Genomic DNA, 18,720 nt, shown 5'->3' with positions numbered 1-18,720 from the left:
AAGATTGCAGCGGATAGCCCGACCGAGCGTAGGAATTTTTTACTATTTAATTATAATTTTGTTGGCGAGGGAACGCCCAGAGAATATGATTATTTGTTTGTTAGCTAAATTTTTCGTATCTTTAAAAAAATTTTGAATAAGATTTATTCATCAAGAGATGTTCTATCTCTTAATTTGGTGCAGGTTATTGCACGTTCTATTTTTTCATTATAAAATAGAATTTTTGAAATTCTATATCAGGTCGTTTCAGACAAAATAATCAGTTACTATCGCGAGATAGTTGAGTAGTTCATATAAGTTTAATTAAAAACAATTCATGGGTTTAAAAGTAGGCATTATCGGTGCTGGACCAAGTGGTTTAGCTATGTTAAGAGCATTCGAGTCGGAAGAAAAGAAAGGTAACAAAATTCCAGAAATTAAATGTTTTGAGAAGCAAGACAACTGGGGAGGAATGTGGAATTACACTTGGCGTACAGGTGTAGGTAAATACGGAGAGCCGTTACACGGCAGTATGTATAAATATTTGTGGTCGAATGGACCAAAAGAATGTTTAGAATTTGCGGATTATACGTTTTCTGAGCATTTTGATCAAACAATATCTTCTTATCCACCGCGAGAAGTTTTGTTTGATTATATACAAGGAAGGATTAAACAAAGTAATGCACGAAAGTACATACAGTTTAATACCGTTGCAAGGTGGGTAGATTATGTAGAAGAGAAGAAGCAATTTCGTGTTGTTTTTGATGATTTAAAGAAAAATGAAACTTTTGAAGAGTTTTTTGATTATTTAGTTGTCGGAACAGGGCATTTTTCTACACCAAATATGCCTTATTTTAAAGGAATAGAAAATTACACAGGAAATGTAATGCATGCGCATGATTTTCGTGGTGCAGATCCTTTTATTGATCAAGATATCTTGTTGATTGGTAGTAGTTATTCTGCAGAAGATATTGCCGTACAATGTTATAAACACGGTACTAAGTCAGTTACGATTTCATATCGTACGAATCCGATTGATTGTAAATGGCCACAAGGGATAGAAGAATTACCTTTGGTAACACATTTTGAGGATAAAAAGGCTTTTTTTAAAAATGGAACTGTAAAAGAGTTTGATTCTGTTATCATGTGTACAGGTTATCAACATAAGTTTCCATTTTTACCAGATAATTTACGTCTAAAAACCAAAAATTGTCTGTATCCAGAAGGGATGTATAAAGGTGTAATATCAGATGTTAACGCTCAATTGTTATTTTTGGGAATGCAAGATCAATATTATACATTCAATATGTTTGATGCACAAGCATGGTTTGCACGAGATTATATTTTAGGTCGAATTAATTTACCTTCTAAAGAAGCTATTCAGACTGATATTCAAAAATGGATGGAAGATGAAAGTAAATGTATTTCAGCAGATGATCATGTTGATTTTCAAACAAATTATATTAAAGATTTGATTGAATTAACAGATTATCCAATGTTTGATTTGGATAAAGTTGCCGAAATGTTCAAAGTTTGGTTAAAAGATAAAGAAGAAAATATTTTGACTTATCGCGATAAAACATTCACATCTGTTATGGACCAAACAAAAGCAGAAAAACATCATACACCTTGGATGAAGGAATTGGATGATAGTTTAGAACGATATTTAGATGAAGATCCAATTGATGAGAAAGAGTTAGAAAAAACAAATTATTATTAATACAATCAAAAAGACTAACAATTATGTTAGTCTTTTTTTATTTTTCGATTGTATATTTAAACATCATTTTTAACAATGAAAAATGATTCTTTTGAATATTTTAACTCAATATGATGTAAAACAATAGAAATGGAAATTCAATATTTTTTCGAATTATTTGGAACACTTTTTTTTGGGATTTCTGGCGCTTTAGCTGCAGACGAAAAATCAGGTAACGATTGGTTTGGTGTAACCTTTATTGCATTCTTAACTTCAATTGGAGGAGGAACAGTACGTGATATTTTGCTTTCTGTAGAGATTATGTGGATCAAAGATGTTAACCTTATATATGCTGTTGCAATTGGTGTTATTCTGGCTGCAATTTTTTATAAACCGTTACTCAATCTACGCAAAACCTTTATGCTTTTCGATACGTTGGGAATTGCGTTGTTTACGATAGTTGGTTTAGAAAAAGCTTTAAATCTTGGGATACATCCTGTCATTGCACCAGTCATGGGAATGTTTACAGCGGTATTTGGTTCTGTTATACGCGACATGATGTTGAACGAAGTTCCAATAATTTTCAAAAAAGAAATTTATGCGTTTGCATGTCTTTGTGGTGCAATTATATATTTAATTTTATGGCAATTGGATATTAGTCGTAATGTTAATTTCTTTATTTCTGGCGGAGCAATTGTTGCTATTCGTTTGGCTGCAGTAAAATACAATTTGTCCTTGCCTAAGTTCAAAAGTCATTAACAAGAAGATTAAAATCCTTTAACTATCTTAGCAAATTAATTTTTATACATGGAAATTCAATACATTTTTGAATTATTCGGAACTGTTGTATTCGCAATTTCAGGTGCTTTAGCTGGTGATGAAAGACGAAAACACGATTGGTTTGGAATCGCTTGTTTTGCTTTTATAACTGCTGTTGGAGGAGGAACCTTGCGCGATTTATTTTTGAATAGTTATCCGTTGGTTTGGATTAGCGATATGAATGTGATTTATGCCGTTTTTGCAGGAATTTTATTAGCAGGAATATTTTTTAAGTATTTTTCACGTTTACGAATTACTTTAATGCTTTTTGATACATTAGGAATCGCTTTATTTACAATAGTAGGTTTAGAAAAAGCACACTCTTTAGGTGCAAATGATTTTATAGCTGTGATGATGGGAATGATGACAGCCGTGATGGGCGGAATGTTACGAGATGTTTTAATGAACAGAACACCTACAGTTTTTGTAAAAGAAATTTACGCAATGGCATGTATTGCAGGTGGAATAATGTATTTAGTTTTTGATAGTTTCGGATTAGATCGAAATATAAATTTTATTATCTCAGGAGCTATTATTGCTGCAATTCGTATTGTAACTGTGAAATATAAATTGTCTTTACCTAAATTTTATTAATCATGCAAAAAACACCATTTAATCAAGAAAATTGGACAGGAAGAATTGATTCTGAAGACGGAGAATTAGGTTTAAGAATTCATCAAGTCATCACTGATTATGATAAATTTGAATCAGCATCCATTCAACCAAAAGTAATTCTTGGTTTTTGTTCAGAAGAAGGAGTTGAACGAAATAAAGGACGAATTGGCGCAAAGAATTCACCAGATTTCATTCGAAAAGCATTAGCCAATTTGCCTTTGCATTTTTCTGAAACAGATTTTATTTTTGATACTGGAAATATTGTTTGCGACGACAAAGATTTAGAAACTGCGAGAGAAGAACAGGTTAATCAAGTTCATAAAATCATCAAACAAAATCATTTTCCGATAGTGATTGGCGGTGGACACGAAACAGCTTTGGGCGATTTTTTAGCTTTAGCACAATCACATCAAAATATTGGAATTATCAATCTTGATGCGCATTTTGATTTGAGAACGCCAAATCCGCAATCTACTTCTGGCACACCATTTTATGAAATGGCAAAGTATTGCGAACAAAACGAAATGAATTTTAATTATATTCCAATTGGTATTCAAGAATTGGGAAATACGAAAGCATTATTTTATCGAGCAGAAAACTTAGGTGTTAAGTTTATCATGGCCGATGAAGTACACTTAAATCTGAATAAAATTTTAGAAGACCTAAAAATTATCATTCAACAATATGATGCACTTTATGTGTCATTGGATATGGATGTTTTTGATGCAGCTTATTCACCTGGTGTAAGTGCAACGACAATTAATGGTTTGACTCCTTTTCAAGTAAAATATATTTTGAAGGTTTTAATGAATTCGAATAAAGTCAAAATTTTTGATTTAGTCGAGTATAATTCGCTTTTTGATGTTGATAACTCCACAGCGAAACTCTCTGCACAAATGATTTACGAAGTTTTAAGACATTAATTATGAAATAATTTACAATATTTTGTAACCTTTTTCTGTTATCTGCGTATACATATATAGAGGTGTTGATAAAACATCAAAAGAAATCGATAATAATCATTAATAATAGGAGGGTTTTAGTTAAATGAGACAGCTTAAAATTACAAAGCAGGTAACGAATCGTGAAACTGCGTCGTTGGATAAATACTTACAAGAGATTGGTAAAGTAGATTTGATTACAGCGGAGGAGGAAGTAGAGTTAGCACAACGTATCAAAGCAGGAGATCGTGTTGCCTTAGAAAAATTAACAAAAGCAAACTTACGTTTCGTAGTTTCTGTTGCGAAACAATACCAAAATCAAGGATTAAGTTTACCAGATTTAATTAATGAAGGAAACTTAGGTTTGATTAAAGCTGCGCAACGTTTTGACGAAACGCGTGGTTTCAAATTTATCTCGTATGCCGTTTGGTGGATTCGTCAATCGATCTTACAAGCATTAGCAGAGCAATCTCGTATCGTTCGTTTACCATTAAATAAAATTGGATCAATTAATAAAATTAATAAAGCGTATGCTTTATTAGAGCAAGAACATGAGCGTGCTCCATCTGCGGAAGAAATTTCTGAAGTATTGGATATGTCTGAAGGTGATGTAAAAGAGTCGATGAAAAACTCTGGTCGTCACGTCTCAATGGATGCGCCATTAGTAGAAGGAGAAGATTCTAACTTATATGATGTATTAAATATTGGTGAATCTCCATCTCCAGACGTTCAGTTGATGATCGAATCTTTAAGAGTAGAGATTGAACGTGCTTTACAAACATTAACACCTCGTGAAGCTGATTTAATTCGTTTATACTTCGGATTAAACGGTCAACATCCGATGACGTTAGAAGAAATTGGTGAAACGTTTGATTTAACAAGAGAACGAGTTCGTCAAATTAAAGAAAAAGCAATTCGTCGTTTAAAACATACGTCAAGATCTAAAATCTTGAAAACGTATATTGGACGATAAAAACATAAGAAAGCAGCTAAATAAGCTGCTTTTTTTATAAATATTAAAACACTTTATGAGAAACTTTATTTTACTATTTACTCTTATACTTTTTTCAACTTATTCTTTCGGTCAAAAGAAAATTGATCAAAATTTAGTTGGATTTTGGAAATCTACAATCTATCCAACAAAAAATGATCCTGTAAAAGGAAATGCTTTTATTGATAGAAAAGCTGATGGAACATTTACATTATTTTTAGAGTTGATTTACAATAATGATTCGATCTATGCGAAAGAAGTTGGACATTGGAACACGAATAATGATCTTTATACAGAAATTGGAGAAGAATACAATGACGAGTTTTCTTATAAGATAAATCAAAATCAAGTCAATTTTAAACTTAAAAAGAAGAAACAAGTTTTAGGATTTCGATCAGAAAAATTTGATGAAGAAAAATCATCCGATCAAACAAGTTATTATGAAGAGCAATATTCTATATTCAAAGCAAAATCTATGCAGAAATTGATGAATATGAGCGATAAAATAAATGGTTTTTCACATGACTCTTCAGATGGTGTTCAAGATGCTAGATTAGTAGGTATTTGGGAAGGTTCGGAAAAGGATAATCAAATAGAAGGAGTGTCTAAAGAATGGACAATGACTCGAAATATTGATGGAACTTTTGTTTTAGATTTTAAAACTAAAATGAAAGGAAGAAAAACAGAAAATCATATTGAGAAAGGAAAATGGTGGGTAAAAGATAATAAGTTTTACGAGTATCATGAAGATTCTGGAATGACAGATGTTTATACATTTGAAGTTTTGAATGTAAATCAAATAAAATTTAAAGTTTTTGATTTATCATTTAATCAGAATAATAATAATTACGAATTTATTGATACAAGAAAAAAATAAATTAAAAACTCCAACTAAATTTAGTTGGAGTTTTTCGTTATAATAATTTTCCACTTAATAAAATTGCGGCAATTGTAAAGTAAATAATTAATCCAGAAACATCGACTAATGTAGCAACAAAAGGCGAAGATGCTGTTGCGGGATCAAATCCAATTTTTCTCAAAATAAATGGAACTAAAGATCCAGAAAGTGTTCCCCATAAAACAATGACAATTAGAGATAAGGCTACTGTTAAAGCTACATACAGCCAATATTCTCCATAGCTGTAAATACCTAATTCTTGCCAAATAAAAATTCGAATGAAGCCAACGAAACCAAGGATTGCACCTAAGATTAATCCCGAAGCAAATTCTTTTTTCATGACATACCACCAGTCTTTTAGTTTCAATTCGCCCAAAGCCATCGCACGAATAATCAGCGAAGCTGCTTGCGAACCAGAATTACCTCCACTCGAAATAATCAAAGGAACAAATAGAGCAAGCACCACAGCTTTTTCAATTTCATCATCGTAATAGCTCATAGCAGAAGCAGTAAACATTTCTCCAATAAAAAGAATCACTAACCATCCAGCTCTTTTTTTTATTAATTCTACAATAGGAGTTTTTGTATACGAAACATCCAGCTCTTCCATTCCTCCGAATTTCTGAATATCTTCTGTATCCCTCATTTTCATTCGATCCAAAATATCATCAAATGTGACAATTCCAACCAACACATTGTTTTCTGTAACAATAGGCATCGCAGATCGATCGTATTTATCAAAGACCTCTAAAGCTTCTTCTAAAGGAGTTGTTGTTGTGATAGAAACAAAATTATGATCTATCAAATCTTCCATTTTAGTTTCTTCATCAGCTAAAAGGATTTCTCCGATTTTTAAATCATCAATTAATCTATTTTTACCATCAACAATAAAAATGTACGTCAATGTTTCGGCTTTTTTTCCATATTTTTTGATATGTGCCAAAACTTGTTTTACGGTATAATGTTCCTTTACTTGAATATAATTTGGAGTCATTAATCGAGCAATGGAATCTTCATGATAACCAATTAGACTCAATGCAATTGCGCGTTCATCAGGATTCAAAAGATTGATTGAATGTTTAATTAACTCATCTGGAAAATTCTCAAAAAGTTCAGTTCTATCATCAGGATCTAAGTTATTCAAAACATCTGCTAAATCTTCGTCAGTTAAACTTTTAACAATTTCATATTGAACATCAGGGTCAAAATAGGAGAATACATCCACTTTATCATTAGAAAGCATATAAAAAGCTATATTTCTTTCCTTTACGTTCAGTGCAGTCAATTGTTCGGCAATATCTGCTGGATGTTGATTAAGCATATTATTTTCCATAAATTTGTTGTTTTTATCCCAAGCTGCAAATTAAGTCTTTTTGAGATGAGAAGAAGTATAGATTGGCTACTTTTAAGCTAATTTTAATATAGAAAATCATGATGAACAAAGCTGATCAAAACCAAATGAAAGAGTATATAAAATCTATGGATGTAGATGACAGATTCGTTGGAATTTGGTCTGGAACTGATCATGGGAAATTTTTTAAAGGAGAAACAAATAGTTGGATGGTCAATAGAAAAGCTGACGGCACAATGACGGTTAACTTTAAGACCATTCACAGTGATGATCGTGTAACTTTTTCTGAAGACGAAGGCGTTTGGTGTACGATTGGTGATGAATATTACGAGTTTAGAGATTCTGATGAGATGGCAGATATTTATACTTATATTTTTATGTCAAAAGATTCGATTCATTTTATTATCAACGAAGAATTGAAAGACGAAGAACCTTATAACTTTATTGACAATAGAGTTTTCTTGGATTAAAAATAATTTTTCTGAATCATTTTTTCAGTTATATTCGTATTGAATTAATTAACACTGAAAATGAAAAAACTAATATTTACTTTCTTATTATCATCTTCTCTTTTTGCTCAAGAAAAAGCAACAGATTTAGTTGGGCTTAGTCTTAATTTTATGGGTTTTGGTGCTCAATATGAAAAAGCTATTAATGATAATTTTACAGGACAAGCTACCGTGGAATATATGGGCGTTTTTTACAGTGTTGGTCATGTATTAGATTTTGATCTGAAAGGTCTTTATACGTTAAAATTATCTTTGGAAGGACGTTATTATTATAATTTTGATAAGCGTATTTCAAATGGAAAAAACACAAAAAATAATAGTGCAAATTACTTAGCTTTCAAAGGAAGTATTTATCCAGATTGGTTAACTACCACTAATGATGATGGTAAAACTTTAGAAAAAAGAGGAATTGTTGCTTTTAATTATGGAATAAGAAGATCTTTTAATAAAAATCTTTTCTTCGAGTTTTATGGAGGACCTGGAATTATATTTACACAAGAAAAAATACTCAATACTTCTTATTTAAGCGAAAATAAAGAGCGTCATGAAGCGTATTATAATATTAATTCTTCTGAAACTTCTATTGATGTAGGTTTTAGAATCGGTTATAATTTTTAAAGTATTAAAAAAATAATATATTCGTCTTGAAAATTAACACTAAAAATGAAAAAAACACTATTTACTCTACTCTTATCATCTTCTTTGTTTGCACAAGAAAAAGCAACCGATTTATTTAACGCAAATATCAGTTTTATCGGAATTGGAATTCAATACGAAAAAGCGTTAAACGATAATTTTACAGCTGTAGGAACTTTAGATTATATGGGCGGATTTTCTTATTCGAGCGATTCATATTATGGAGGTAGTGATTTTGATTATATTTTTACAACTCGTTTTGCCTTAGAAGGACGCCATTATTATAATTTTAATCGAAGAATTTCTAAAGGAAAAAATACAAAAAATAATTCAGGAAATTACATTGCGTTAAAAGGAGATTTTATTCCAGATTGGCTAACGAGTACAAATAAAGACAATGTTACAGTGAATCCGCAGGGGTCAATTACATTTAATTATGGATTGAAACGTTCTTTTGCGCAAAACTTTTTTTATGAGTTTTACACAGGATTAGGACTTTCTCTTTATCAAGATGAGCATTATTACTATTACGATACAATAAATGATAGTAGAAAAAGCAAGAAAGAAATGACAACTGGAGTTGCCTTAGATTTAGGTTTTCGAGTTGGATATAATTTCTAAAAAAATATAAATCGTTGAGTTTTCAACGATTTTTTTATTTCCTTACCTTTGCACCACAAAATACAAACAACAAACAAAAAAGTATGCCAATAGTAGCACCATCAATTTTAGCAGCCGATTTCGGAAACTTAGCAAAAGACATCGAAATGGTTAATAATTCACAAGCAGAATGGTTTCATTTAGATGTAATGGACGGCGTTTTTGTTCCGAACATCTCGTATGGAATGCCAATTATCGATAAAATCAATTCATTAACAAACAAAGTGCTTGATGTGCATTTGATGATTGTTGATCCAGACCGTTACATTTCGACTTTCAAACAAGTTGGTGCAGATATTTTAACCGTGCATTACGAGGCGTGTACCCACTTACATCGTACAATACAAGCGATAAAAGCAGAAGGAATGAAAGCCGGTGTGGCACTCAATCCGCATACGCCTGTTTCAGTTTTAGAAGATGTAATTAACGATTTAGATTTGGTGTTAATCATGAGTGTTAACCCAGGTTTTGGAGGACAAAAATTCATCGAGAACACGTACAATAAAGTTTCTAAATTAAAACAAATGATTACGGAAGCAAATGCAAATGTTATCATCGAGATTGACGGAGGAGTTGGTATTCAAAATGCATCAAAATTAGTTGAGGCTGGTGCAGATGCGTTGGTTGCGGGGTCAGCAGTTTTCAATGCAGAAAATCCTACGGCGTACATCGAAGCGTTAAAAAAAGCATAAGTCTATACTTATCAACATATGTTAAAAACTGAATCAGCGATGGTTCAGTTTTTTTGTTTTTTGGGCATTCCCTTCGGGCGGGCTTTTCGTTGCAATCTTTGCTATTCAGCAAAGGATTTCCACTGCAATCCCTAACGCAATTTTTAGTTTTGTTCTCATTTAGTTAGCACTCTGAGTTAGTTTTAATAGAAGAAACTTTGTGTCTTAACTATTAAACGTACATCTAACGTTTGTCATTCTAATCCTGTCGAAGAATCTTTAAACTTCTTGTCAAACTTAAATGTTTTCAAATTAATACATTTTCGAATTGGCTAATTTATTCCCTAACTTTGTACCATGAACTTCTCCAAAGACAATTCAAAAAAGATTTATACAATTGATGAAATCAAAGATAAAATGGCAAAATATTGTCTTTATCAAGATCGTTGTCATTGGGAAGTAGAAAAAAAATTACGCGATTTTGATTTGATTCCAGAAGCAAAAGATGAAATTATTTTTAAACTTATTCATTATGGTTTTCTAAATGAAGAACGTTTTGTGCATAGTTTTGTCCGTGGAAAAGTCAATCAAAAAATGTGGGGAAGAAATCGTCTTCGTCAAGAATTAAAAATTCGACAGATTGATCAAAAATTAATTGAGAAAGCATTTAAAGAAGAAATCGATTTAGATAAATATTGGAATAATTTACTGCATTTAACTCGAAAAAAGTTTAGATTATTAGCTTCTGAGCGCGAATCGTTCAAAAAAACAAATAAAGTAAAAGCATATTTAGCATACAAAGGTTATGAATTTGATCTAATGAATGATGCAATAAAAGAAATCGAATTAGAAAAAGAAAATTAAAAAGAGGAATATTAACATTCCTCTTTTTAACACTTACTCAATTCGTTTTCAAACTCTTGTAGATAATTCGCTAAATGAAAACCATCTACAAAACCATGATTTGCTTCTACCGAAACAGGCATGTACATTTTATTATTTTGTGTGTATGCTTTTCCGAAAATAATTCGAGGAATAGATTCTTCTGTTTCAAAATTACTTGGTTGCGTTAAACCTGTAAATCTCGACCAAGGAAAAGTAGAATGACGCACCAATCCTTCCGTAATATCTTCGTTTTTGATATGCAATCCTTCACAACGTTCAACACTTTTTATTTGTTCTTGTAATTGCGCATTAAAATCTTCAAAATCTTCAGTGAAATTCATGAATGCAAAACCAAAAGTTCCATCTTTTCGACCAATTGTTGTTCCGCAATCTAACTGATTGTACACGAAAATTTCATTATTCTCTAATCGAAATTTAAACTCATTGATTTTATTTTCAGCTTGCATAGAAGCAAATAAGTAAAGGGCAAAAAAAGAAACGTGATTTGCTTTGGCAAATTGATACGCTTTCGAGCATTCAACCTCTGCAACTATTCCGACATACGGATTATCCATTTTCGAGAACATATTAAAATGTTCAATTCGATTCCAACCTTCAGGATTAAATTTTTGTTTCATGCTGCAAAAATAAAAGCTACTTTTTGAAAAGAAGTTTTTATTTGATGTTTATTGAAAATATTTTTTTCTATACAGCTTGAATAAAATTATCGACCTGTTCTTCTAGTGTTACCCATGAAGTAACTAATCTTATAGCAGAATTCTCTTCATCTATTTTTTCCCAAATAAAAAAATCAAAATCTTGCTGTAATTTTTCGATAACAATATTTGGTAAAATAGGAAAGATTTGGTTAGAAGATGGTTCAGTAAGAAAATCATAACCTTTAGCTGAAATCCCTTTTGCTAATTTTTCGGCCATTTGGTTGGCATGTTTTCCCATTTCGAAAAATAAATTATCCCGAAACATTTCCGAAAACTGAATTCCAATCAATCTTCCTTTCGCTAACATTCCACCTTTCTGCTTGATATGATAACGAAAATCTTCATTCAGTTTTAAATTATTTATCACTATTGCTTCCCCTAAAAGAGCACCATTTTTCGTGCCACCGATATAAAAAACATCAGTATAATTCGCCATATCTTCCAAAGTCAAATCGCATTTAGAAGAAGTTAAAGCAGATGCCAAACGTGCACCATCAACAAAAAGATACAAATTGTTTTCTTGACAAAATTTATAAAGATGTTGTAATTCTATTTTTGTGTACACACTTCCGACTTCGGTAGAATTTGAGATGTAAACCAATTTTGGTTTTACCATATGTTCGTCTGTATGCATATTCAAAACAACAGCAATTTGTTCAGGCGTAATTTTCCCATTATTTGTCACAATTGTATTTACCTTATGCCCTGTTGCTTCTATTGCGCCAGTTTCGTGAACCGCAATATGTCCACTTTCTGCTGCAATCACAGACTCGTGAGGTTTTAGAATAGACGAAATCACAATTAAATTAGCTTGCGTTCCACCAGAAACAAAATGAATAGCCGAATCTTTTTTCAAGTATTTAAGGATTAATTCTCGTGCTTCATTACAAAACTCATCTTCACCATAACCAATACTTTGTATCGTATTAGTTTCGACTAATCGTTGTAAAATTGAAGGATGTGCACCTTCGCTATAATCGTTTTTAAAACTATATTTTTTCAAAATTGAAAGCTTATCTTTATGACAATAAAAGTAATGGTTTTCCTAAATCTTTCCTATTTTACATTCTATTTTTACGAATTAATTAAACCCAAATTATGAAAATTTTAGTCGTTGAAGATGAAATAAAACTGCAAGAAACAATTGTTGAATTTTTAGAAAAAGAAAAAATGATTGTAGAAAGTGCAGACAATTATAAACAAGCTTTAGATAAAATAATTTCGTTTGATTATGATTGTATTTTATTGGATATGATGCTTCCAGATGGAGATGGAATGTCGTTGCTAAAGGAATTAAAAAAACTTCAAAAAGAAACATCGGTGATTATTTTATCAGCAAAGGATTCGGTTGATGATAAAGTGGAAGGTTTGTTGGTTGGAGCGGATGATTATTTAGCAAAACCTTTTCATTTTGCTGAATTATTGGCTCGAATAAAAGTTGCTTTTCGCAAAAAACTTCAGAAAGGAGAGGATATCTTAACGTATAAAAATATTCGTATTTATCCTGAAGATCGGTTGGTGAAAGTAAACGAAGTCGAGTTAAAATTAAATAGAAAAGAATATGATTTACTGTACTATTTTATGTTGAGACCCGAACGTGTTTTTCAGAAAACAACTTTAGCAGAAAGCGTTTGGGGCGATCATATCGAGATGTCTGATAATTTGGATTTTATTTATTCTCAAATAAAAAACCTAAGAAAAAAGTTGAAAGAAGCGAATTCCGAAGCAGATTTGCAGGCAGTTTATGGGATCGGTTATAAGTTGATTTAATATGAAAATATCACTAAAAAACTACACCTTTCGTTACCTAACATTTTGGTTGTTAATTATTATTGCAATTTGGGCATTTTTATTTCGTTCGTTGATCTTGGATGAAGTATATGACAATGTAGATGATGGTTTAAAAAATCAAAAAATAGAAATTTTACGGGAGGTATTTCTTGATGAAAGTTTGTTGAAAACAACAGAATTTGGATTAAGTCAATTCAGAATCACAAAAATTGATCAAGCTCAATACGATGAAACAAATCGATTCTCAAATGAAATGGTTTACATGGAATATGACGAAGATATGGAACCATACAGGGTTTTGAGAACAGGTTTTTATGATAAAAATAATCAACCCTATTCGTTAGAAATTAGGACTTCTACAGTAGAGGAAGATGATTTGATTTATGATTTAACGATTTCTTTGTTGGCTCTTTATGTATTTATTTTAATCAGTATTTTGTTGATTAATCATTACGGTTTAAAAAAAGCATTCAAACCATTTGATCAGATTATAACGCAATTAAGAAAGTATGAAGTTGGGAATAATGAAAAACCAACGGTTGTCGATACGAATGTAAAGGAATTTTATTTTTTACAGAACGAAATTCAACGCATGATGAATCGAAATGAAGAGGTTTTTAATTCGCAAAAATTATTCATAGAAAACGCTTCACACGAATTGCAAACACCTTTAACAATAGCTTTGAATAAACTTGATTTATTGATTGAAAGCCCAGATATTCCAGAGAAGGAGATATTAGATTTAGTTGAAACTAAACAAACCCTTTGGCGAATGGTGAGCTTAAACAAGTCGTTGTTGATGCTTTCTCGAATAGATAATAATCAATATAAAAACAATGTAAAAGTTAATTTTACAGCGCTTACAAAAGATTTGCTCGAAGATTATGAATCGATTTTAGAAGTGGAAGAAATAAGATTAGAAACTGATTTCAAAGAAGATTTTATCATAGAATTTAATTTGGATTTAGCGCAAATTTTAATTTCCAATTTAATTCGAAATGCTATTAAGCATAACAACGAACAAAAGATGATGAAGATAGAAAGTGATTTTAATCAATTGATAATTTCGAATACTGGAAATGAAAAATCGTTGAATGAAAAATTAATCTTCAAGCGTTTCTATAAACAAGGAGCAAGTGAAGGAAGCAATGGATTAGGCCTTTCGATTGTCGATACGATTATAAAAAATCAACATTATTTAAAGTTAAACTATCAATACAAAGAAACTTTTCATCAATTTATTTTGAAAAAATAATTTATTCCCAAATCTTTCCTAATTCACTTCTCAACTTTGTTCTATAATTTAATAATCAAACAAAAATGAAAAAGTTTTTTAGTATTATCATGTTAGGTTTTACTTTGGTATCATTTGCTCAAGATAAACCAATTAATTATAATCAAGTACCAAAAGATGGTCAAAAATTTGTAAACCAATATTTTGGTTCAAAACAAGTTGGCTCTTCGATGTTAGAAGATGATTTTTTCTCGAAAGAATACAAAGTGTATTTGTTGAATGGAACAAAAATAGAATTTGACAGCGATGGAAGTTGGAAAGAAGTTGACGGAAAAAGAAATCCGATTCCGACAGGTTTTGTACCAGCTAAAATTTCTACTTATGTAAAGAGAAGTTTTCCCAACACAAAAATCACAAAAATTGAACGAGATCGTAATGGGTTTGAAGTAAAATTATCGAATGGTTTGGAAGTGAAATTTGATAAAAACGGAAATTTTAAGAAAATAGAAGATTAATTAGAAAAACATAATAATGAAAAAAATATTTTTAGGAACAGCCTTATTTACAATGTTTGCATTGGTAACAACATCTTGTAATAATGATGACGATACAACAACAACGCAAACGGTAGAATTAAAAACACTTCCCGAAGAAGGTAGAAGTTTTGTAACGACGTATTTTTCTGGAATTGAAATTGCACGAATAGAGAAATATAGTCCAGCCAAAATAGATGGAACAATGTACGAGGTTGATTTTGTGAATAGAGATGAAATTGATTTTGATCAGAATGGAACTTGGTTAAAAGTGGAAGCAGAAGGAAATCGTAGTATTCCAACAGGTTTTATATTGCCTTCAATTGTGTCGTATATCAACACCAATTATCCTACTTTGAAAATTAATCAAATAGAGAAAACGTATGAAGGCTTTGAAGTTGAGTTAACAAATGATCTTGATTTAATCTTTAATGCTTCAGGTGAATTTATTCGTGTTCAACCTTAATAATAACAACATAAAATAATAAAAAAATCCAACTCAAATATTGAGTTGGATTTTTTTATTATTTATCCCGACTTTCTAACATCGGTACAAATTTGAAATCACCAAATTCGTAATATTCATATTGATTTTCTGATAAACGCATAATGACAATCATGCGTTGAGATTGTTCCCCTACAGGAATCACCATTATTCCACCAATATTCAATTGTTTTTTTAATTCTTCAGGAATCTCTGGCGCTCCAGCTGTTACAATAATTTTATCAAAAGGAGCAAAAGAAGGCAAACCTTTGTAGCCATCTCCATACGTTTGATAACGTGGCTCGAAATTGATTTTTTTCAACATGATTTTCGAAAAATCAAACAAATCTTTTTGACGTTCTATCGTAAAAACCTCTGCACCTAAAGCAACTAAAACAGCAGTCTGATAGCCAGAACCTGTTCCAATTTCTAATACTTTTTCATTGGGCTGAATATCTAATAATTGCGTTTGAAAAGCAACTGTAAAAGGATGTGAAATGGTTTGTCCTGCTGCGATAGGAAAAGCTTCGTCGCGATAAGCAAATTCAGTGAAAGCACTATCCAAAAATAAATGTCTTGGAACTAAATTGATTGCTTCCAACACGTTCTCATCCTCAATTCCTTTTGAGCGCAACAAATCAACCAACATTTTGCGTCGTCCTCTGTGTTTAAAATCGTCTACCGACATATTCCAAAAATTTTACAAAAATGCATTAAATACAACTTATTCTCATTAATTTTAACGGCAAAATCTACCAAATGTTAAAAGTAGGAGTGATCGGTGCTGGACACCTTGGAAAAATCCATTTAAAATTATTAAATCAATCGGAAAGATACGAATTAATTGGCTTCTTTGATTCTTTTGAAGAAAATGGAAAGAAAGTAGAAGCAGAATTTGGATACAAGTTTTTTAGTTCGATGGACGAATTGATTGACGCTGTTGATGTTATTGATATTGTAACACCAACTTTATCGCATTATGAAGTTGCATTGAAAGTAATTGAAAAAAATAAACACTTTTTCGTTGAAAAACCAATTACACATACGTTAGAGGAAGCAGATCATTTATTAAAATTAACAAATGAAAAAGGGCTGAAAGCGCAAGTTGGACACGTAGAAAGGTTCAATCCTGCATTTACTGCCGCTGCACCTTTTATCGAAGAACCATTATTTATCGAAACGCATCGTTTAGCAGAGTTTAATCCGCGTGGAACAGATGTTCCTGTAGTGTTAGATTTAATGATTCACGATTTGGATGTGATTTTATCAATTGTAAAATCGGAAATCAAATCTATTCATTCGTCTGGCGTTTCTGTAATTAGTGATACACCTGATATTGCAAATGCTCGAATTGAGTTCGAAAATGGTTGTGTGGTAAATGTTTCGACAAGTAGAATGTCAATGAAAAATATGCGAAAAATGCGTGTTTTTCAACGAAATGCTTATATTTCGATTGATTTCTTGACAAAGAAAACAGAGATTATTAAAATGCACAAAGCACCAGAAAATCCAAGCGAATATGCCATGATTTTGGAAAATGATAAAGGTGATCGTCGAGAAATTTGTTTCGAACATCCCGAAATTTTACCAAATAACGCCATTTTAGATGAATTGGAAAGTTTTGCTGATTCTATCGAAAATGATACACCAATCAAAGTATCATTACAAGATGGACGAAATGCATTAAAAGTTGCGTTGGAGATTATTGCTTATTTTGAAAAAGAGCAACAAGTCATCAAAAATCAAACCATCGAAAAAGAATAAGTCGAGGTTAGTATTTAGAAGTACGAATTTCGCAAAACGCAAAACGCAAAACGAATTTCGAAAAGCGAATAAAACACATAAAAAATAAAACATACAAAAAAATGAAAAACATTACAGTTATTGGAGCAGGAACGATGGGGAATGGAATTGCTCACGTTTTTGCACAATCAGGATTTGCCGTAAATTTAGTTGACGTTTCTCAAGATAGTTTAGATCGTGGATTGAAAACTATCGAAGGGAATTTGGATCGTATGATCGCAAAAGAAAAAATTTCTGAAGCTGATAAAACAGCCACTTTAAATAATATTACAACGTTTACAGATACAGTTGAAGCCGTTAAAAATGCAGATTTAGTTGTAGAAGCTGCAACAGAAAATTTAGATTTGAAATTAAAAATTTTCAAACAAATTGATGAAGCTGCGCCTGCAAATGCAATTTTAGCATCGAATACTTCTTCGATTTCAATTACAAAAATTGCGTCTGTAACAAGTCGTCCAAAACAAGTGATTGGAATGCATTTCATGAATCCAGTTCCGATGATGAAATTGGTCGAAATTATTCGTGGATACGATACGACAGATGATGTTACGAAAGCGATTATGGAAATGTCAGAGAAATTAGGAAAAACACCTGTCGAGGTTAGTGATTATCCTGGTTTTATTGCGAATCGTATTTTAATGCCTATGATTAACGAAGCGATTTATTCGTTGTATGAAGGTGTTGCTGGTGTAAAAGAAATTGACGAAGTAATGAAATTAGGTATGGCTCATCCAATGGGACCATTGCAATTAGCTGATTTCATTGGTTTAGACGTTTGTTTATCAATTTTAGAAGTGTTGTACGACGGATTCAAAAATCCTAAATATGCGCCTTGTCCATTGTTAGTAAACATGGTAACAGCAGGTAAAAAAGGAGTGAAATCGGGCGAAGGATTCTATGATTATTCAGAGTCTAAAAAAGCAGAAAAATTAGCAGCTCAGTTTGCGAAATAATTTGAGAGTTGCAGGAGAATGTTAAAACATATCAATCGAGATTAAGTGTAAGTTTAGTCGTATTCTTATTTCTAATTTTTTCTTTCGTTGGCATTGGAATTTCTTTTAATTCTATTCAGCAAAATGAAATAGGTATCGTTGTATGTATTTTGACTATTTTATTTATCATTTATATGTATTTATCAACAACATATAAGATAGTAAATAATGAAGAATTAGTGGTGAAAGTTGGTTTTTTGATGAATATTAAAATTGACATTAAAAAAATAGTTGAAATCAAAAAAACGAAAAGTATGATTAGTTCTCCGGCATGGTCATTAAATAGAATCGAAATATTCTACAATAAATATGACTCAGTGATTATTTCACCAAAAAATCAAACCGAATTTATTCAAGATTTACAAAAAATAAATTCATCAATTAAGATTGATTTATAACTAAAATAGTTTTCAAAACAAAAAAGCGCTACTGGAAATACACTGCCCCCAAAAAGTTAGACACTTTTGGGGGCATTTTTTATGACAAGAAAAGTAAAATATGGTGTAGCAT

The 18,720-nt window shown here is 31.3% G+C and carries 22 protein-coding genes; 18 read left to right on the top strand and 4 right to left on the bottom strand.

Features of this window, described 5'->3' with window-relative positions; translation table 11 throughout:
• Window positions 1-316: 316 nt before the first annotated feature.
• From HX088_RS12370 to HX088_RS12345, 6 genes are all read left to right on the top strand, one after another.
• A complete protein-coding gene (locus tag HX088_RS12370; protein WP_225542800.1) occupies window positions 317-1,699 on the top strand; it encodes a trimethylamine monooxygenase in 1,383 nt (460 codons plus the stop codon).
• A gap of 129 nt (window positions 1,700-1,828) precedes the next feature.
• Complete coding sequence (locus tag HX088_RS12365) at window positions 1,829-2,437, top strand: trimeric intracellular cation channel family protein (protein WP_171621790.1); 609 nt, start codon at window positions 1,829-1,831, stop codon at window positions 2,435-2,437.
• A gap of 48 nt (window positions 2,438-2,485) precedes the next feature.
• The gene (locus tag HX088_RS12360; protein WP_286484304.1) at window positions 2,486-3,091 is read left to right on the top strand and encodes a trimeric intracellular cation channel family protein; all 606 of its coding nucleotides are present in this window, start codon (window positions 2,486-2,488) and stop codon (window positions 3,089-3,091) included.
• A gap of 2 nt (window positions 3,092-3,093) precedes the next feature.
• The gene (gene hutG, locus HX088_RS12355; protein ID WP_286484303.1) at window positions 3,094-4,035 is read left to right on the top strand and encodes a formimidoylglutamase; all 942 of its coding nucleotides are present in this window, start codon (window positions 3,094-3,096) and stop codon (window positions 4,033-4,035) included.
• Between the two features lie 124 nt (window positions 4,036-4,159).
• Complete coding sequence (locus HX088_RS12350; protein ID WP_019975176.1) at window positions 4,160-5,026, top strand: sigma-70 family RNA polymerase sigma factor; 867 nt, start codon at window positions 4,160-4,162, stop codon at window positions 5,024-5,026.
• Window positions 5,027-5,081: 55 nt separating this feature from the next.
• On the top strand, window positions 5,082-5,921 hold the full coding sequence (locus tag HX088_RS12345; protein ID WP_171621793.1) for a hypothetical protein: 840 nt from the start codon (window positions 5,082-5,084) through the stop codon (window positions 5,919-5,921).
• A gap of 37 nt (window positions 5,922-5,958) precedes the next feature.
• On the opposite strand, the gene mgtE is transcribed toward HX088_RS12345, so the two are convergent.
• Window positions 5,959-7,275, bottom strand: coding sequence for a magnesium transporter (gene mgtE / locus HX088_RS12340; protein WP_286484302.1), 1,317 nt, complete (start codon window positions 7,273-7,275; stop codon window positions 5,959-5,961).
• A 98-nt stretch (window positions 7,276-7,373) separates the two neighbouring features.
• Between mgtE and HX088_RS12335 the strand changes: the two genes are divergently transcribed.
• The 5 genes from HX088_RS12335 (at window position 7,374) to HX088_RS12315 (ending at window position 10,633) form a co-directional block, all read left to right on the top strand.
• On the top strand, window positions 7,374-7,763 hold the full coding sequence (locus tag HX088_RS12335) for a hypothetical protein (protein WP_221411923.1): 390 nt from the start codon (window positions 7,374-7,376) through the stop codon (window positions 7,761-7,763).
• A gap of 60 nt (window positions 7,764-7,823) precedes the next feature.
• Entirely contained in the window at window positions 7,824-8,420 is a 597-nt protein-coding gene (locus tag HX088_RS12330; protein ID WP_286484301.1) for a hypothetical protein, read from the top strand.
• 45 nt (window positions 8,421-8,465) lie between these two features.
• Window positions 8,466-9,059, top strand: a complete 594-nt coding sequence (locus HX088_RS12325) for a hypothetical protein (RefSeq protein ID WP_225540402.1) — start codon at window positions 8,466-8,468, stop codon at window positions 9,057-9,059.
• A gap of 83 nt (window positions 9,060-9,142) precedes the next feature.
• Entirely contained in the window at window positions 9,143-9,790 is a 648-nt protein-coding gene (gene rpe, locus HX088_RS12320; RefSeq protein ID WP_286484300.1) for a ribulose-phosphate 3-epimerase, read from the top strand.
• Between the two features lie 336 nt (window positions 9,791-10,126).
• On the top strand, window positions 10,127-10,633 hold the full coding sequence (locus tag HX088_RS12315) for a regulatory protein RecX (RefSeq protein WP_171621798.1): 507 nt from the start codon (window positions 10,127-10,129) through the stop codon (window positions 10,631-10,633).
• Window positions 10,634-10,659: 26 nt separating this feature from the next.
• Here the strand turns inward: HX088_RS12315 and HX088_RS12310 are convergent, their stop codons facing one another.
• Both HX088_RS12310 and HX088_RS12305 read right to left on the bottom strand, forming a co-directional pair.
• A complete protein-coding gene (locus HX088_RS12310; RefSeq protein WP_260541933.1) occupies window positions 10,660-11,292 on the bottom strand; it encodes a CatA-like O-acetyltransferase in 633 nt (210 codons plus the stop codon).
• Between the two features lie 67 nt (window positions 11,293-11,359).
• Window positions 11,360-12,376 (bottom strand): threonine aldolase family protein, encoded by a 1,017-nt coding sequence (locus tag HX088_RS12305; RefSeq protein ID WP_286484299.1) that lies wholly within the window; start codon window positions 12,374-12,376, stop codon window positions 11,360-11,362.
• A gap of 95 nt (window positions 12,377-12,471) precedes the next feature.
• On the opposite strand from HX088_RS12305, the gene HX088_RS12300 reads away from it, so the two are divergent.
• The 4 genes from HX088_RS12300 to HX088_RS12285 all read left to right on the top strand — a co-directional run bounded on the left by HX088_RS12300 (window position 12,472) and on the right by HX088_RS12285 (window position 15,397).
• Window positions 12,472-13,143, top strand: a complete 672-nt coding sequence (locus HX088_RS12300) for a response regulator transcription factor (protein ID WP_188319236.1) — start codon at window positions 12,472-12,474, stop codon at window positions 13,141-13,143.
• A 1-nt stretch (window position 13,144) separates the two neighbouring features.
• The gene (locus tag HX088_RS12295; RefSeq protein WP_284583199.1) at window positions 13,145-14,419 is read left to right on the top strand and encodes a sensor histidine kinase; all 1,275 of its coding nucleotides are present in this window, start codon (window positions 13,145-13,147) and stop codon (window positions 14,417-14,419) included.
• 65 nt (window positions 14,420-14,484) lie between these two features.
• Window positions 14,485-14,913: a PepSY-like domain-containing protein gene (locus tag HX088_RS12290; RefSeq protein WP_286484298.1), complete on the top strand. Its 429-nt coding sequence runs from the start codon at window positions 14,485-14,487 to the stop codon at window positions 14,911-14,913.
• 16 nt (window positions 14,914-14,929) lie between these two features.
• Complete coding sequence (locus HX088_RS12285) at window positions 14,930-15,397, top strand: PepSY-like domain-containing protein (RefSeq protein WP_286484297.1); 468 nt, start codon at window positions 14,930-14,932, stop codon at window positions 15,395-15,397.
• Between the two features lie 58 nt (window positions 15,398-15,455).
• On the opposite strand, the gene HX088_RS12280 is transcribed toward HX088_RS12285, so the two are convergent.
• Window positions 15,456-16,103: a protein-L-isoaspartate(D-aspartate) O-methyltransferase gene (locus HX088_RS12280; protein ID WP_286484296.1), complete on the bottom strand. Its 648-nt coding sequence runs from the start codon at window positions 16,101-16,103 to the stop codon at window positions 15,456-15,458.
• A gap of 71 nt (window positions 16,104-16,174) precedes the next feature.
• Here HX088_RS12280 and HX088_RS12275 point away from each other — a divergent pair, with 71 nt between their 5' ends.
• From HX088_RS12275 to HX088_RS12265, 3 genes are all read left to right on the top strand, one after another.
• Complete coding sequence (locus HX088_RS12275) at window positions 16,175-17,179, top strand: Gfo/Idh/MocA family protein (protein ID WP_225542797.1); 1,005 nt, start codon at window positions 16,175-16,177, stop codon at window positions 17,177-17,179.
• 101 nt (window positions 17,180-17,280) lie between these two features.
• On the top strand, window positions 17,281-18,171 hold the full coding sequence (locus tag HX088_RS12270; protein ID WP_286484295.1) for a 3-hydroxybutyryl-CoA dehydrogenase: 891 nt from the start codon (window positions 17,281-17,283) through the stop codon (window positions 18,169-18,171).
• An 8-nt stretch (window positions 18,172-18,179) separates the two neighbouring features.
• A complete protein-coding gene (locus tag HX088_RS12265) occupies window positions 18,180-18,608 on the top strand; it encodes a PH domain-containing protein (protein WP_260541942.1) in 429 nt (142 codons plus the stop codon).
• Window positions 18,609-18,720 lie beyond the last annotated feature (112 nt).

It is taken from the genome of Empedobacter sp. 225-1 (genome assembly GCF_030328185.1).
Classification (GTDB): Bacteria; Bacteroidota; Bacteroidia; order Flavobacteriales; family Weeksellaceae; genus Empedobacter; species Empedobacter stercoris.
Note: the sequence above shows the minus strand (reverse complement) of the source record. Positions and strands in the feature narration are given on the sequence as shown.

Coding starts and splice junctions, on each gene's coding strand:
- HX088_RS12370 (WP_225542800.1), top strand. CDS start 317: ATGGGTTTAAAAGTAGGCATTATCGGTGCTGGACCAAGTGGTTTAGCT.
- HX088_RS12365 (WP_171621790.1), top strand. CDS start 1,829: ATGGAAATTCAATATTTTTTCGAATTATTTGGAACACTTTTTTTTGGG.
- HX088_RS12360 (WP_286484304.1), top strand. CDS start 2,486: ATGGAAATTCAATACATTTTTGAATTATTCGGAACTGTTGTATTCGCA.
- hutG (WP_286484303.1), top strand. CDS start 3,094: ATGCAAAAAACACCATTTAATCAAGAAAATTGGACAGGAAGAATTGAT.
- HX088_RS12350 (WP_019975176.1), top strand. CDS start 4,160: ATGAGACAGCTTAAAATTACAAAGCAGGTAACGAATCGTGAAACTGCG.
- HX088_RS12345 (WP_171621793.1), top strand. CDS start 5,082: ATGAGAAACTTTATTTTACTATTTACTCTTATACTTTTTTCAACTTAT.
- mgtE (WP_286484302.1), bottom strand. CDS start 7,275: ATGGAAAATAATATGCTTAATCAACATCCAGCAGATATTGCCGAACAA.
- HX088_RS12335 (WP_221411923.1), top strand. CDS start 7,374: ATGATGAACAAAGCTGATCAAAACCAAATGAAAGAGTATATAAAATCT.
- HX088_RS12330 (WP_286484301.1), top strand. CDS start 7,824: ATGAAAAAACTAATATTTACTTTCTTATTATCATCTTCTCTTTTTGCT.
- HX088_RS12325 (WP_225540402.1), top strand. CDS start 8,466: ATGAAAAAAACACTATTTACTCTACTCTTATCATCTTCTTTGTTTGCA.
- rpe (WP_286484300.1), top strand. CDS start 9,143: ATGCCAATAGTAGCACCATCAATTTTAGCAGCCGATTTCGGAAACTTA.
- HX088_RS12315 (WP_171621798.1), top strand. CDS start 10,127: ATGAACTTCTCCAAAGACAATTCAAAAAAGATTTATACAATTGATGAA.
- HX088_RS12310 (WP_260541933.1), bottom strand. CDS start 11,292: ATGAAACAAAAATTTAATCCTGAAGGTTGGAATCGAATTGAACATTTT.
- HX088_RS12300 (WP_188319236.1), top strand. CDS start 12,472: ATGAAAATTTTAGTCGTTGAAGATGAAATAAAACTGCAAGAAACAATT.
- HX088_RS12295 (WP_284583199.1), top strand. CDS start 13,145: ATGAAAATATCACTAAAAAACTACACCTTTCGTTACCTAACATTTTGG.
- HX088_RS12290 (WP_286484298.1), top strand. CDS start 14,485: ATGAAAAAGTTTTTTAGTATTATCATGTTAGGTTTTACTTTGGTATCA.
- HX088_RS12285 (WP_286484297.1), top strand. CDS start 14,930: ATGAAAAAAATATTTTTAGGAACAGCCTTATTTACAATGTTTGCATTG.
- HX088_RS12280 (WP_286484296.1), bottom strand. CDS start 16,103: ATGTCGGTAGACGATTTTAAACACAGAGGACGACGCAAAATGTTGGTT.
- HX088_RS12275 (WP_225542797.1), top strand. CDS start 16,175: ATGTTAAAAGTAGGAGTGATCGGTGCTGGACACCTTGGAAAAATCCAT.
- HX088_RS12270 (WP_286484295.1), top strand. CDS start 17,281: ATGAAAAACATTACAGTTATTGGAGCAGGAACGATGGGGAATGGAATT.